The 14,985-nt window shown below is 33.2% G+C and carries 15 protein-coding genes; 7 read left to right on the forward strand and 8 right to left on the reverse strand.

Annotated elements, in window-relative coordinates; translation table 11 throughout:
- Positions 1 to 134: 134 nt before the first annotated feature.
- Genes HMPREF3125_RS07510 through HMPREF3125_RS07530 form a run of 5 tightly spaced genes read right to left on the reverse strand, consistent with a single transcriptional unit; the run spans position 135 to position 4,202 of the window.
- Positions 135 to 1,157 (reverse strand): lipoate--protein ligase, encoded by a 1,023-nt coding sequence (locus tag HMPREF3125_RS07510; protein WP_070452902.1) that lies wholly within the window; start codon positions 1,155 to 1,157, stop codon positions 135 to 137.
- Positions 1,158 to 1,168: 11 nt separating this feature from the next.
- Positions 1,169 to 2,059 (reverse strand): SIR2 family NAD-dependent protein deacylase, encoded by an 891-nt coding sequence (locus HMPREF3125_RS07515; RefSeq protein ID WP_017637293.1) that lies wholly within the window; start codon positions 2,057 to 2,059, stop codon positions 1,169 to 1,171.
- On the reverse strand, positions 2,046 to 2,843 hold the full coding sequence (locus HMPREF3125_RS07520) for a protein-ADP-ribose hydrolase (RefSeq protein ID WP_070452905.1): 798 nt from the start codon (positions 2,841 to 2,843) through the stop codon (positions 2,046 to 2,048). Before HMPREF3125_RS07520 ends, HMPREF3125_RS07515 begins: the two co-directional genes overlap by 14 nt.
- Positions 2,844 to 3,176, reverse strand: a complete 333-nt coding sequence (locus HMPREF3125_RS07525) for a glycine cleavage system H family protein (RefSeq protein ID WP_029056213.1) — start codon at positions 3,174 to 3,176, stop codon at positions 2,844 to 2,846.
- 21 nt (positions 3,177 to 3,197) lie between these two features.
- The gene (locus tag HMPREF3125_RS07530; protein WP_046467196.1) at positions 3,198 to 4,202 is read right to left on the reverse strand and encodes an LLM class flavin-dependent oxidoreductase; all 1,005 of its coding nucleotides are present in this window, start codon (positions 4,200 to 4,202) and stop codon (positions 3,198 to 3,200) included.
- A 243-nt stretch (positions 4,203 to 4,445) separates the two neighbouring features.
- Here HMPREF3125_RS07530 and HMPREF3125_RS07535 point away from each other — a divergent pair, with 243 nt between their 5' ends.
- Both HMPREF3125_RS07535 and HMPREF3125_RS07540 read left to right on the forward strand, forming a co-directional pair.
- On the forward strand, positions 4,446 to 5,636 hold the full coding sequence (locus HMPREF3125_RS07535; protein ID WP_046467195.1) for an NADH-dependent flavin oxidoreductase: 1,191 nt from the start codon (positions 4,446 to 4,448) through the stop codon (positions 5,634 to 5,636).
- Between the two features lie 185 nt (positions 5,637 to 5,821).
- Positions 5,822 to 7,195, forward strand: a complete 1,374-nt coding sequence (locus tag HMPREF3125_RS07540; protein ID WP_070452908.1) for an MFS transporter — start codon at positions 5,822 to 5,824, stop codon at positions 7,193 to 7,195.
- Between the two features lie 75 nt (positions 7,196 to 7,270).
- Here the strand turns inward: HMPREF3125_RS07540 and HMPREF3125_RS07545 are convergent, their stop codons facing one another.
- On the reverse strand, positions 7,271 to 8,251 hold the full coding sequence (locus HMPREF3125_RS07545; protein ID WP_070452911.1) for a choloylglycine hydrolase family protein: 981 nt from the start codon (positions 8,249 to 8,251) through the stop codon (positions 7,271 to 7,273).
- 127 nt (positions 8,252 to 8,378) lie between these two features.
- Positions 8,379 to 9,341, reverse strand: a complete 963-nt coding sequence (locus HMPREF3125_RS07550; protein WP_070452914.1) for an oxygen-dependent tRNA uridine(34) hydroxylase TrhO — start codon at positions 9,339 to 9,341, stop codon at positions 8,379 to 8,381.
- 269 nt (positions 9,342 to 9,610) lie between these two features.
- Between HMPREF3125_RS07550 and HMPREF3125_RS07555 the strand changes: the two genes are divergently transcribed.
- The 3 genes from HMPREF3125_RS07555 (at position 9,611) to HMPREF3125_RS07565 (ending at position 12,633) form a co-directional block, all read left to right on the forward strand.
- Complete coding sequence (locus HMPREF3125_RS07555; protein ID WP_070452923.1) at positions 9,611 to 10,582, forward strand: SMP-30/gluconolactonase/LRE family protein; 972 nt, start codon at positions 9,611 to 9,613, stop codon at positions 10,580 to 10,582.
- Between the two features lie 30 nt (positions 10,583 to 10,612).
- A complete protein-coding gene (locus HMPREF3125_RS07560; RefSeq protein WP_017637285.1) occupies positions 10,613 to 11,062 on the forward strand; it encodes a MarR family winged helix-turn-helix transcriptional regulator in 450 nt (149 codons plus the stop codon).
- Positions 11,063 to 11,223: 161 nt separating this feature from the next.
- Positions 11,224 to 12,633 carry a DHA2 family efflux MFS transporter permease subunit gene (locus HMPREF3125_RS07565; protein ID WP_070452917.1) on the forward strand — a complete coding sequence of 470 codons (1,410 nt, stop codon included), beginning with the start codon at positions 11,224 to 11,226 and terminating at the stop codon, positions 12,631 to 12,633.
- A gap of 112 nt (positions 12,634 to 12,745) precedes the next feature.
- Here the strand turns inward: HMPREF3125_RS07565 and HMPREF3125_RS07570 are convergent, their stop codons facing one another.
- Positions 12,746 to 13,261 (reverse strand): YceI family protein, encoded by a 516-nt coding sequence (locus HMPREF3125_RS07570; protein ID WP_070452918.1) that lies wholly within the window; start codon positions 13,259 to 13,261, stop codon positions 12,746 to 12,748.
- Between the two features lie 223 nt (positions 13,262 to 13,484).
- On the opposite strand from HMPREF3125_RS07570, the gene HMPREF3125_RS07575 reads away from it, so the two are divergent.
- A complete protein-coding gene (locus HMPREF3125_RS07575) occupies positions 13,485 to 14,012 on the forward strand; it encodes a VOC family protein (RefSeq protein WP_017637282.1) in 528 nt (175 codons plus the stop codon).
- A 54-nt stretch (positions 14,013 to 14,066) separates the two neighbouring features.
- On the forward strand, positions 14,067 to 14,879 hold the full coding sequence (locus HMPREF3125_RS07580; RefSeq protein WP_017637281.1) for an alpha/beta hydrolase: 813 nt from the start codon (positions 14,067 to 14,069) through the stop codon (positions 14,877 to 14,879).
- Positions 14,880 to 14,985 lie beyond the last annotated feature (106 nt).

Below are 14,985 nucleotides of genomic sequence, written 5' to 3' on the forward strand. Positions count from 1 at the left end.
CAGTATTTCTGGCTGAAACTGTACCCTGGGAATGGGAGCCAATAATACGAAGTATTATAAATAAGCCAGTCAATGAATTAAAAAAATTCATTGACTGGCTTTTATTTTTTGATATATATTCGAAATTTTTTATTCTAACTCAATATTAATGTGACTAATTCTTCTGCGGTTACTTTACCGAAATAGAAGTTTAAATCAATATTGTTAAGACAATCGAGTAAATCACTTTTGACCATGCGAGTACCAATCAATTGGTCTTCTACATCCTTAATATCACCTTGACCGAAGAAATCACCAAAGATACTGCATCCTTCTATACGATTTCCGGCAATTGATAGAGAAATATCAATCGTGCCACATGCGAAGCGGTCGTTACGATTATATTCATAACGTGGAGAACGACCATAGTTCCATTCCCAATTATCATATTTTTCAGCTACTAATTGATCAATACCAGCCCAATCTTCATCTGTTAATTCATAACGTTTAGCATCTTTGATATCATCTATACCCATTAATTGCGTAATAATAAGATCTTTAAAGTCTTGAATCGTGATATTTTGATATTCTGGTGAAAGTGAGTCCCTTATGTTACCTACACGAGCGCGTACGGATTGAATACCTTTTGATTCAATCTTTTTGCGATTAGGGTTAAGTGATTTAACCATTGCTTCATAATCAACATCTAATAGTAATGAATAGCCACCATAAATACGTTTGTTAATAACAGTCATTGCCGCACCAGAAACTTTTTTACCATTGAGTGCTAAATCATTACGTCCACTTTGAATAACATCAGTAGCACCTAAATTATGTAATGCTTCAATCGCTGGACGGTAAAATCTTTGAAAGTCTCCATAGATAGATGTGTCTTGTTCTAAAATACAACATACATTCACTGCGCCTTCATCTACGTAAACAGCGCCACCACCAGTATCTCTACGTACGACTTTAATATTATTATCATCAACATAGTCTTGGTTTAACTCAACAGCAGTATTTTGAAAACGTCCAATCTCTATTTTAGGTTTGCAATAATAAGGTAATAGAATGTCTTCATCTAAGAAAATGTTTTGGTTTACATATACTTGCATCGCAAGATTTACGGCGCCATCAGCAATGTATTCGCCGTTTCGAATAGGTTCAATTAAATACATATTTTTAGCTCCTAAGTTGTTAATTTTTGTTGTGCATCTGTAATTAATGTCGAAATATCTTCAGTTAAATGAATTGTTTTATCTTTAATTGTATTTGGAATGCGATAAGCCTTTTTATTTAAAGTCATAAAAATAGCGTCTGGGTTTTGACGTGTCATGCGTTGGAATGGATGTTTCACAAATTGAGGTGTCGTATAGCCGATACCAATTTCTAAATACAATACTTTACCCGTTTGATGTGCTTCAAGGAAAGCATTATAACGGTCTAGTTGTGCATGGAAATCTGCATCTTCTACCATGCCAACTTCTGCTTTACGTTTATTAATTTCCATAGGGGCATCACATTTAGGACAATGAGGAATAAGTTCCCAAGGAATTTTCATATCTTCTTGTTTGGCTACCATTTCACGAATGGCATCATCATCACGATAAGTCTGTGCATGGCAGTGTTGACTACATTGCCATAAAATATATTCACCTTGAATATGAAATACTTTATTTAAATCATAATTAGCTACGAGAAAAGCATTATCGGCGTTTGTTGTAATGATGTGGTAGTCTTTATCTTTTAATATATTTTTAAGTGCTACATAAGAAGCGCCGACTGGTTGATCTAAATAATTGAGTTTGACAAAGCGACTTTCAAACGCCCAATATTCTTGCCAACTACCATATGGATATAAACTGGCTTGAAGCATATCGAAGAAGTTATATTTTTCGATAAAATCAGGAAAATTAGACGTGAAACGTTCTCCAACATATGTAAAACCATCTGATGCGGACATACCAGCACCGATACCGATAACCACTGCATCGGCTTCATCGATGGCTTGTGCTAAAATGCTTGATTGTGATGCTTCGCTTTGAGCAAGTTGGAGCGCTTTCCAATTAGTTTGATTCATAATGACTAAGCGCCTCCTTATATAATGCGTGGTCTTCATTAGTAAAGACGTTGAATACAACTTTTAACGATGACTGAGATTCTTTTAAATAATCTAAAACTGTTTCAATAGCAATATTACACGCTTCCTGTTGAGGAAAACCAAAAACACCGGTAGATATACAACAGAAAGCGATATGTTTCATGTCGTATTGGTCAGCTAATTTTAAACAATTAAGATAACTATTAGCCAGCAAATCTTTATTCATTTGAGAAACAGGCAATTTACGAACTTGAGGCCCAACTGTATGCAACACATACTGTGATGGAAGATTATAAGCAGACGTTATTTTGGCTTTGCCCATGCCTTCCTTACGACCTTGTTCTTCGATAATATCATGACATGCTAAACGAAGTTGAACACCTGCTTTAGTGTGAATGATATTGTCTATACAGTTATGATTTGCTTGCATACAGCCTAATAAACGACTGTTTGCAGCATTCACAATACCATCTACCTTAAGACGAGTAATGTCACCTTGCCATAAATAAATATTGTTTCCTAAAATAGGTGATAACTCATCGATGTTAACCGGATTTTCATTGTTTAAAGTGCTTAAATACGCGTCTTGTATCTTAAGGAATTCATCGTCAATTGGTTTAGGTGATCGTACATTTACTAATCCTCTAAATAATTCCCATTGGTCTTGTTCATTAGAAGGTATGTTTAAAGACTTATCACCATGTGCTTCTTGCCACAGATATTGAATGAGATAATGTAGTCGCTCTTGTTGTGTCTGTATCATTTATGCCTCTGGTAATGCATTGAATGCGTCTTCGTCAACATCTTCTAATTTAACTAACCAATTGTCTTCAGGTTTTTCAGAATTTAAGATAGCAGGTTCATCTTCTGCTTTAGTGTTACGCTCAACAATTGTTCCTGCAAGAGGTGATTGAACATCTAATACTGTTTTAGAAGCTTCAATACTTACAATTTCATCATTTTTCTCGACTTTATCTGGAGACATGAATTCTACATAACCAACAGTACCTACGTCATCTTGTAATTCTGGAGTCATATAGTACACGTATTGATTTCCTTCTTTTTCAACTTTGATATAATTTGCTAATTTAGCCATTTTGCATCTTCCTTTCAATATTTATAAATATGCTTGTGCTAGTAATTCGATAGTACGGCAACGATTATCAATACCTGGTAAAAGTGGAACAATTAACACTTCATCTGCATTAAAATCTTCAACCATTTTATCTAGTTTTGGTTTAACAGTATCAATTGTACCAGCTAATATCGAAGCATGTGTATCTTGTATTCGTGTTCGGTCACGGTCGGATAATTGATATGCTGCTGCTGTTTCAGGAGAAGGGAATTTGTCGAACTCTGAAAAGTTTTCCTTTCCTAATAACCAGACATCTAAAGCTTGTTGTAAGTTGTAAGCTTGTTCTTCTGTATCAGTAACGATAGTGAAAACAGTGATGATGACTCTTGGTTCCATTTGTAATGATGTTGTTTGAAAGTGATCATGGTACGTTTGAATACTTAACTTACTTGATTGAATAGCAGTTTCGTTAGGTAATAAAAATGTACCTAAGACAAAGCCCATACCTTGTTCTGCTGCCATCTTAGCTGAACGTTGACTCATAGCTAGTAACCACATATCTGAATGATGTGAAATTTGTGGTTGTGCAATAATAGATGGAAAACGTTGTTCCGCTGTTTGATCCGTTATATATTGTCTGATATCGATAATGCTTTGTTGATAATCTAGATAATCAGCTTTATCTTCATCCATAGCACGTTTGACTATAGGCGTCCCCACATTATTACCAATACCTAAGTCGACACGATTAGGATAAAAATTTTCTAACATACGAAAGTTTTCGGCCACTTTATAAGGACTATAGTGTGGAAGCATTACGCCACCAGACCCTAACTTAATATGTGATGTTTGTCCTAACAATTGCATGATTAATAGTTCTGGACTACTACATGCAAAGGCAGGCACATTGTGATGTTCTGTAATCCAAAAACGTTTGTAATTTAATTTATCAGCCAGTTTAGCTAATCGAACTGTATCATCTAAAGCTTGTTGTGCATTTTTTCCTTCATCAATCATTGCATAATCAAGAATACTTAGTTCCACCAAAGACTCATCTCCATCTTACTTCCGTTTTATATACCCATCCTTATTGTAACTGTCATTGCCCTAATTTGTTAAATTTTTGGATTAAAAAATAAAAAATAATTGTTAAAGTATATTCGTACTAAAAGCGCCATAGTTAAAATATAAAAATCATATTAATGGGTGACACAATTTCTTAAATTGATTATTGGGCATGTTAGTGATACGTTGAGTTTAATAAATGTGAACGAAAGAAGAGGATACGACATGGAAGATTACTCAGCATTGTTACAACCTATTCAATTACCTAATGGTTTACAACTTAACAATCGATTTGTTTTATCACCGATGACAACTAATTCATCAACGAAAGAAGGACATATCACCGATGAAGACTTACGATATGCTGAAAGACGTGCACATTCGGCAGCATTACAAGTGACGGGTGCTGCGTACATCGAACCTTATGGTCAACTATTTGAATATGGATTTAACATTCAGGATGATGCATGTATTCCAGGTTTGAAAAAAGTTGCTCAAGCAATGAAAAAAGAAGGCAACAAAGCAATTATACAATTAGCTCATGCAGGACGTTTTTCGAATCAAGCTATTCTTAATTACGGACAAGTATATGGTCCAAGTCCTATGACATTACATTCACCCATCAAACATGAAGTATTAGAAATGTCACAAGAAAAAATTCAAGAGGTCATTCAACAATATGCAGATGCGACTTCAAGAGCAATTCAAGCGGGCTTTGATGGTGTTGAAATTTCTATAGCACAACGATTGTTACTACAAACATTCCTTTCTACCTTTTCCAATCAACGTCATGATAAATATGGTGTAGATTCATTGGAAAACCGTACACGATTTTGTTTAGAAGTGATGTCAGCTGTGCAACAAGTGATAGATGAAGAAGCGCCTGAAGGTTTTATATTAGGTTATCGGGCTACTCCTGAAGAAACACGTGGTAGTGACTTAGGCTACACGGTAGATGAATTTAACCAACATCTAGACTGGGTAATGGAAGTTGCTGATATACAATATTTAGCTATCGCAAGTTGGGGACGTCATATATATCAAAATACGACACGTACACCTGGCGAGAACTTTGGACGACGTGTGAATCAAGTTGTCTATGAACATTTAAATGGTAGAATTCCTATGATTGCTAGTGGTGGTATTAATTCCGTTGAAACAGCTTTAGACGCGTTACAAAATGCAGATATGGTAGGTATGTCCTCACCATTTGTGACAGAGCCAGATTTTGTTAGTAAGTTAAAAGAAGGTCACCCTGAACAAATCAATTTACACGTGCAACCGGAAGAATTCGATGCATTAGCGATACCACATGCTGCATTCAAAGATATAGTGAAAATGATGGATTATGGAGAAGGATTAAAAAAACAAACTCGCGATGAACTTCGTAAATTAGAACAAAACTATGATGAATAATATATATAAGAATATTAACTTTTATTGCAACATTAATCCGTTATAACTTTATTAAGTATAACGGATTGTTTATTGTGAACTTTAAAAATGATAAAAAAGATATGTTTAATGAGAGTGAAGCATGCTATAATAACTTATGTCTTAATTGATAATAATTCTCATTTAAAATATAAGGAGTGACAAATGTGTCTATCAAGGTAAATAAATTTGATGGCAGTCTCGTATTAGCTGCGTGCTTTGCAGTGTTAACATATTGGATGTTCGCACAATCGTTTATCAATATAGGTTCTAGTGTGCAACAAACATTTGATACAACGGATGCAACTAAAAACTTATCTATCAGTCTAGTAGGCTTTGTAACTGGTATATTTATGGTTTGTGCAGGGGATGTTGCCGATAAAATAGGAAACTTAAGAATGACGAAATTAGGCCTATTATTTAGTATTATTGGTTGTTTAAGTCTGATTAGTACGCATATTACTGCGTTTTTAATTATTGGACGTGCATTTCAAGGTTTATCAGCGGCGATTTTATTACCGTCGACGATAGGGTTAGTTACAGATCATTTTAAAGGACAACAATTACGTAAAGCATATAGCTATTTAATGATTGCAACGGTAGGTGGTATAGGACTTACATCATATGTGGGTGGATGGTTATCTGGTCACTTAGGCTGGCAATCTATATTTATAGTTTCTATCGTGTTATCAATCATTGCTTTAATAATATTACGAAATAAACAAGAAGCACCTCGAGAAGAACGTAATCATCAACCATTTGATTATGTTGGTATGGTGTTGTTTGGCATATTTATCGCGGCATTGATGATTCTAATGATTCAAGGATATACATACGGCATTGGGAAATTCACAATCACACTTGTCGTTATTATTGTCATTGCATTATTAATATTTTATTTTTATGAAAAGAAAAAGACAGTACCGTTTATTGACTTTTCAATTATAAAAAATAAATCATTTTTAGGAGCAACGATTAATAACTTTGTTGTTAATACTGGTACAGGTACAACAGTTGTATTTAACGGCTATGCTCAACAACAACTTGGCTTAAACGAAGCACAAACGGGATTAGTCATCGTACCTTATACAATTATGGCGATACTGATGATTCGTTTCGGTGAGCTTGCGATTAAACGTTTCGGTGGTAAAAGTATGTTAATTGCCGGTCCACTATTCCCAACATTAGGAATCATTTTAATTAGTATGACGTTCTTTGTGCCACATTGGTATGTTGGAGTAGTAGTGGTAGCGTTTGTGATATGTGCCATTGGTAACGGCTTAGTTGCTACACCTGGTCTAACTGTTGCAGTATTTAATATGCCTGATGATAAAGTAAGTTTTGCCACTGGTTTATATAAAATGGGAGCAACGCTTGGTATGGCATTTGGTGTTGCAATTAACACCACAATCTTTACTGTTTGTTCGCAATTTTATCCAGTTGCCACTGCTGCATCGATTTCATTCTTAACAGGTGCAGTTATGATGGTATTAGGTGTTATTTCTGCGTTCATACTTATTCCAAAAAATGTAAAAGCATAATAACAAATAATATTAAATTAGGCAGTATTGATACAAATTAAAACGTATCAGTACTGCCTTTATATATGCTATATATTAATTTAAAGACGTTGTTGAAATGCCTTGTATGGGTTCATAAATAATTAAATCATGTTGATTTAAAAGATCTTCATTGAGCTGTAATTCTAAAATTTGATTAGATTGATAGTATTTGACGTACATCGTTTTAGTACTTAAATTAAATACAGTTTGATATAGCGTATAGTAAAAGTCACTGCCTATAGGACGCACAGCTCCTTTTGGAATGCTCACTGTGTCTAAAATTCTAAAAGCATCTAAGATAGGATTATCGTTTGGTGATGGTTTAAGATGACGTGTTAAATAAGCAGCACGGATAAATCTTTCAGTTGATGTATAACCACCAGGTAAGCCGTGTGTACCGCTTTCTGCTCCTAAAGGTTGTAATGTAGCTCCATTGGTTAATTGAGATTGTGGTTGATAAGGTGTGATATTAATATATTGTTTGAGATTCTCATAATGCCAATTTAAGTCTGGATGATTCGTTAATACGCCAATTGGATTATCACGAACTACCATACGTCCGTCTTCAAAAGTGATTTCTGCAGAACGTCCAGTTGCGTCGGATACATGATAATGAAGCGGTGGGACGTCATTAATATCATTAAGTGTTACGGCGACGACATTAACTTTGCTTGTATGTTGAATGAGTTCTTCAATCGTTTGATGATATCCAAGTACCCAAATTAATACATCATTTTGAGAAATATTAATATAATCGTCTAGTATTTCTGAAGCGTAGGTGCAATAATCTCTGTCGTATTGTGTAGAAATAGCAAGACCATGTTCATTCATGCCATCACCAAACATAAAGCCTTCCATGTCACTTCCTGTGCCGACAAAACCATATAAAGTAGTACCTTGATAATCAGCGCGAGACTCCCAAGTATAATGACGAGGCAGTATTGCTGGATGACCTGTTAAAGGCCAATCATAATCCATTGTTCGACCTAAAATAGTCTCATTTTGATAAGACTGAAACGTAAAACCAGTACACATTAAGCAAACCTCCACATCTTTTAATTGATAACTATTATCAATTATATTCTTGATAAACATTTAATTCAATGAACTTGCAAAATAAAAAAGGACCACATTTTTTTAAATGGGTCCAATCAATAATTATTTATGCGTGAGCGTGTTCTGGTACGTCTTTAAAGTTTTCTAAACGACGATTCCATTCTTCATCACTAATGTCATGAGTTGCTACATAACGGTTACGTTCATGTTTAGCGCAATCATATGAACAAGCGCCTAAATATTTTTCTTCGTTTTCTTCTGAAACAAGAATTTGTTTATTACATTCTGGATTTGCACAATTAATGTAACGTTCACAAGGTGTGCCATCAAAATGTTCTTTACCGACAACCGTTTTTTCAACTTGGTTAACATCTACACTAATACGTTCATCGAAAACGTACATTTTGCCATCCCAATATTGGCCTTTAGTTTCAGGATCTTTACCGTAAGTAGCGATACCGCCATGTAATTGACCTACGTTTTCAAAGCCTTCTTTAACTAACCAACCAGAGAATTTTTCGCAACGAATACCACCAGTACAATATGTCACGATGTTTTTACCATCTAATTGATCTTTGTTTTCATGAATCCAATCTGGTAAGTCTCTGAAACGTGTAATATCTGGACGTACTGCACCACGGAAGTGTCCTAAATCAAATTCATAGTCATTTCTAGCATCTAAGATGACTGTATTTTCATCTTCAAGTGCTTCTTTAAATTCTTTTGGTGAGTAATATTTACCAGTTGTTTCACGTGGATCTACATCGTCTTCTAAATCAAGTGCAACGATTTCTTTTCTAGGACGTACGTGCATTTTTTTGAAAGCATGACCTTCAGCTTCATCAACTTTGAATGTCATATCTTTAAAACGTTCGTCTGCATGCATATGTTCCATATATTTATCAGTATCTTCTTTTGTACCTGATAATGTACCGTTAATACCTTCTGTAGATACTAAAATACGACCTTTTAAGTTATTGTTTTTACAAAATTCTAAATGTTCAGCTGCAAAAGTTTCGGGGTCATCAATAGTTGTATATTTATAATATAAAAGTACTCTATAATCCATTCTTATTCTCCTCTAAATATTAATCTAATTATTTCTACATCATATATGATTATTTATCATTTGTTTCGTTAATGTCTGTGCATTTTTTTATACCATTATAATATTGTACCAAAATTAGCAAATGATTCAATATCTCAGCTTATAAATTAAAAATGATTATGTATTATTTTATATATTAAATTTTAAAATGAGTTAGCCTTTCAATGACTTTAAAAATAATTTCAGATAAAATAGGAGTGATTAATATTAAAGAAAGAAGGGGTATGGATATGGAACAAAATGGATTACCAACATTAAAATATGAAGGGAAATCAGCAAGTGTCGCACCGATTGTTTCTGAAAGTGAACTTCAAACAATTACGGCTGAACCATGGGTAGAAATTTCCGATAAAGGACTACAACTTGAAGGACTACAGTTTGATCGTGATGGTCAATTATTTTTACTAGATGTTTTTGAAGGTAATATTTTTAAAGTAAATCCCGAATCTAAAGAAGTAACACGTCCATTCCAATCAGAAAAAGACAATCCAGCAGCAATTAAAATTCATAAGGATGGTCGCTTGTTTATTTGTTATTTAGGTGATTTCAAATCAACTGGCGGAATCTTTGCTACTACTGAAAAAGGGGAACAGTTTGAAGAAATTATTGCTGAATTAACTACTGAATATTGTATTGATGATATGGTGTTTGATAGTAAAGGTGGATTTTATTTTACAGATTTTAGAGGGTATTCAACTAATCCTCAAGGCGGTGTATATTACGTATCACCAGATTTTCAACATGTAACACCTGTGATACAAAATATTAGTGTTGCTAATGGTATTGCTTTAAGTACTGACGAGCGCACTCTTTGGGTAACTGAAACAACTACTAATCGTCTACATCGAATAGACTTAGAAGAAGATGGAGTGACGATTGCACCATTTGGCGCGACGATTCCATATTATTTCACAGGTCATGAAGGACCAGACTCATGTTGTATAGATAGTGATGATAATTTATATGTAGCAATGTATGGGCAAGGTAGAGTATTAGTATTTAATAAAAAAGGCTATCCGATTGGACAAATATTAATGCCAGGTCGAGATGAAGGTCATATGTTACGTTCTACACACCCTCAATTTATCCCTGGTACAAATCAATTAATCATATGTGCGAATGATATAGAAATGGGTGGCGGTTCTATGTTGTATACAGTTAATGGATTCGCAAAAGGCCATGACAGTTATCAATTTCAATAAGAAAATAGATTAAGTTAACGGGTGAAAAATATGTATGAAGACTATGAAAAATTAGATTTTGTTGATTTAATAAGTGAGCGCCATAGCCATTTAAGAGGGATAGTTGAAGACTTAACGAATCAAGAAATAACTGATAGCAAATTATCAAGTTCTGAGTGGTACGTTATTTTTAGAATTTATAAAAAGCAATTAAGTTTTGTAGAATTAAATCAATCAGTGAATTTATCACGTCAAGCCATTCATAAAGTTGTAAATAAATTACAAGATAAAGAAATAGCTGTTATAAAAGATGTAGAAGGTAATAAAAAAGAGAAAAGTGTACAGCTCACAAAATATGGAGAAAAATGTTATGAACAGTATTTAAAAATTAATCAACAATTAGAATCGCATATTGAAAAACAACTTGGTACTGAAAATATGAAAACCTTAAAGAAACTTTTAAGTGAAGATTGGAACTTAAAGGAGTTTAAAAATAACTGAATATATCTTTTGTTAATTAAACTGTTGAATTTACACAGATTGTAGTTCAACAGTTATTTTATGCCTTATTTTTGTCAACTAAGTTGACAAAATTGAAACGCATTTGCTAAAGTTAGTGCTAATGCTTTAAAAAAAGAATGTTATAAGGGAAGAGGTATAGAATGACGACTCAAGTAAAAGTAAAAAGTCCCAAAATGTTTGCTTTTGTATTAATGATAGGTGGATTTATGGGAATGTTTAGTGAAACAGCATTAAACATGGCATTAACAAATGTAATGAGCGATTACCATGTTAGTGCTGTTTTAGCCCAATGGTTGACTACAGGATATTTATTAACGATGGCATGTATGGTACCCGTATCTGTCTATTTAACTAAATGGTTTAGCACAAAAAAATTGATAATATCAGGTATCATATTATCTCTTATAGGGGTTGTAATTGCTGCAATAGCACCTGCATTTTCCTTTTTACTATTAGGTCGTATTGTCCAAGCGTTAGGTACTGGAATTATTCTGCCGTTAATGGTTACAGTGTTAATGCTTATATTCCCCATTGAAAAAAGAGGGGTAGTTATGGGGATTATGGGACTTGTAATGACTGCAGGACCAGCTTTAGGACCAACTATTGCTGGTATCATCATTTCATCTCTTAGTTGGCACTATATTTTTTGGATTAGTGCAGTATTATATGTCGTTATTTTAATTATAGCTATCAATAAAGTAGAGAATGTTTCAGAAATTACGAAACCGAAAATTGATATATTATCTATTATTTTATCGATAATTGGATTTTCTGGAATAATTTTTGGATTAAATATGATGGCAGAACAACCATTCATGAATATAGTTGTTTGGGGACCGTTGTTGATTGGTATTCTTGCATTAATAGTCTTTGTTAGACGTCAATTTACACTTAAATCTCCAATGTTAAATTTAAGAGTATTTAAATATGGCATGTTTAATTTAGGGGCTCTTATGGTTTTTCTTGTTATATTATGTATTCTAGGATCAGGTATTATTCTACCGATATATATCAAGGGATCGTTAATGTTTAGCGCTATTATGGCAGGCCTTATCTTATTACCAGGCAATATTATGAATTTAATTTTGTCCCCTATAATAGGTCAATTATTTGATAAATTTGGGGCGAAAATATTTGGTATATTTGGTTTTGTTATTTTATTTATTTCTATGTTAATCTTCGCTTTTACCATATCAGCGCATACACCAGTTTGGGTGATTATCTGTAATTTCATGTTAATGTTTATAGGAATAACAATGATTATGATGCCTGCTCAAACAAATGCACTAAATCAGTTACCAAAAGAATTATACCCGGATGGTTCTGCAACGATTACTACATTAATACAAGTGGCTGGTTCAGCTGGTACCACAATTGCTATTACAATATATACTATTGCAATGAAACATTTTTCAGAAACTCATGAAAAAATATCAGAAACAATATTAATAGCACATGGAGCAGAAAAAGCATTCTGGTATTTAGTAGTCTTAGCATTCATTGGTTTAATTTGTTCATTATTTGTTAAAAAGCCAAAGGTAGATAATTAAGAAAAATAAGTATTAAGGTTTGTATACTAATTTAAGTGTGCAAACCTTTTTAGTTATAAAATAAAAAAACGTCTAGGTTTATACCCAGACGTTTTAAAAAAATATATTTAAATTAGTCTTGTACGCTGAATTCTGCTGAAGCTTCGAATTTAACGTCTTTACCTAACATTACGCCACCAGTTTCTAATGCTTGGTTGAAGTTGATCCCGTATTGTTCTCTGTTAATTTTACCAGTTACGATGAAACCAGTAACTTGTTCGCCGTTCATAGGGTTTTTACTTACGCCATTGAATTCAACGTTAAATTTTTCTTCATGAGTTTCACCTTTAATAGTTAAGTCACCAACAACACTGTTTTCGCTGATTTCTTTAGTTACGAAAGTGATTTTGTCGAATTCGTCAGTACCGAAGAAATCTCCTGATTTTAAGTGATTGTCGCGATCTTCATTAGCAGTATTGATTGATTTTGGATCGATTGTTACTGTTGCTTTTAAAGAACTTAAGTCGTTAATGTCGCCTTCAACATTTACGTCAAATTGATCAAATGTTCCTTTAACTTTTGATACCATTAAGTGTTTGATTTGGAATTCTAAAGAACTGTGTACGCTATCGAATGTAAATTGAGTCATAATTAACTCCTCCGTTTTCTTTTTAATATATCATTTGTACTTGATATAAATAATATACTACACTATTTTTAGAAAAGCAAACTTTTTAATGCTTAAATATCTAAAAGTTTTAGGTTTTTTCTACTTTAAAAGTATATTTATTAACAAAAAGTGTCAAATGATAAGAATAAAAAAGTAGAAAAATTAAAATACGGGAAAAATAAAAGTAAAGAGGTGTTTAAATATGACAATTTCAAGAGGTATTAATCATATTGGACTTACTGTTCCTGATATTGAAGAAGCAACACAGTTTTTTAAAGAAGGTTTAGATGGAAAAATTGCTTATGATAGCCAAACAAAATACGACAATCCTAGAGAAGGAGAATTTGTTGAACGTGTCTTAGGACTACAACAAGGTGCCAAAATTATTAAAAAACGAATGATGGTATTTGGAAATGGACCTAATATTGAACTATTTGAGTTTAAAGATGCGACACAACGTCAAGCAGAGACATTGCAAGATATTGGCTATACGCACATATCTTTTTATGTAGATGACTTTGAGCATGCTGTAGAACAAGTTAAATCTGCTGGTGGCGAGCCAATTTCAGAACCACATTTAAATACACGTTATGAAGATACGAACGATAATCAAACAGTTTATATCAAAACACCATGGGGCAGTTTAATTGAATTACAAACGATTCCTAACGGATATTATTATCCTCCTGATAGTGAATCAGAAGTTTACATTCCGAACGAAATTAAGTGATGAGTTATGATTGTTCGAAAAAGGGGTATTAATAATATAAAGGGGTCGATGACCATGAATTTTATAAAATATATACAATCAGCAGATGGTACAAATTTGTACGGTAAAATTAACACGGTTAATAACTCAAAAGCTAATGTCATTATAGTACATGGTTTAGCAGAGTATCTTGATAGATATGATGAGTTGGCGGCTTTTTTGAACGATAATCAATTTAATGTTATTCGTTATGATCAACGAGGGCATGGTCGTTCAGAAGGAAAACCTGTATATTATAATAATGAAAATGAAATTATTGAAGATTTGGATGCAACCGTACAATGTGTGATGGAAAATTGTCCAGGTAACATTTATTTGATTGGTCATAGTATGGGTGGTTATGCAGTTACTCTATATGGAACGAAGCATCCTGGGCTTGTTGATGGTATTATTACTTCTGGAGCGTTAACGAGGAATCATTTAAATTTGTTTGGAGACCTTGATAGTAATCACCCTTATGATATGTATATACCTAATGAATTAGGAGAAGGCTTATGTTCTGATGAAGAAGTAGTTCAAATATATGAGACGGATGATTTAATTGCTGAAGATATATCAATGGGTTTAATTTATACGTTATTAGATGGTGTTAAGATATTGAAAGAAAATGCAGCATATTTTACTGAACCGATATTGATCTTGCATGGCAAAGATGATGGATTAGTAAGTTATCAAGATTCACTAGAATTGTATAATGAAATTGGTTCTAAACATAAATCAATACACATTTATGACGGCCTTCAACATGAAATATTTAATGAGTCATCATATAATAAAAATATTTTCCGGGAAATTGTTGAGTGGTTAACACGTGAAATTAATAAATAGAGTTAAAGGGATAATACATCAATGGCGATGTATTATCCCTTTTCATAAAATATAGTTAATGTAATAAAACTTGAGTTACTAACATGCCACCACCGAATACAAGTAC

This window comes from Staphylococcus sp. HMSC13A10 (assembly GCF_001808005.1).
Taxonomy (GTDB): domain Bacteria; phylum Bacillota; class Bacilli; order Staphylococcales; family Staphylococcaceae; genus Staphylococcus; species Staphylococcus pasteuri.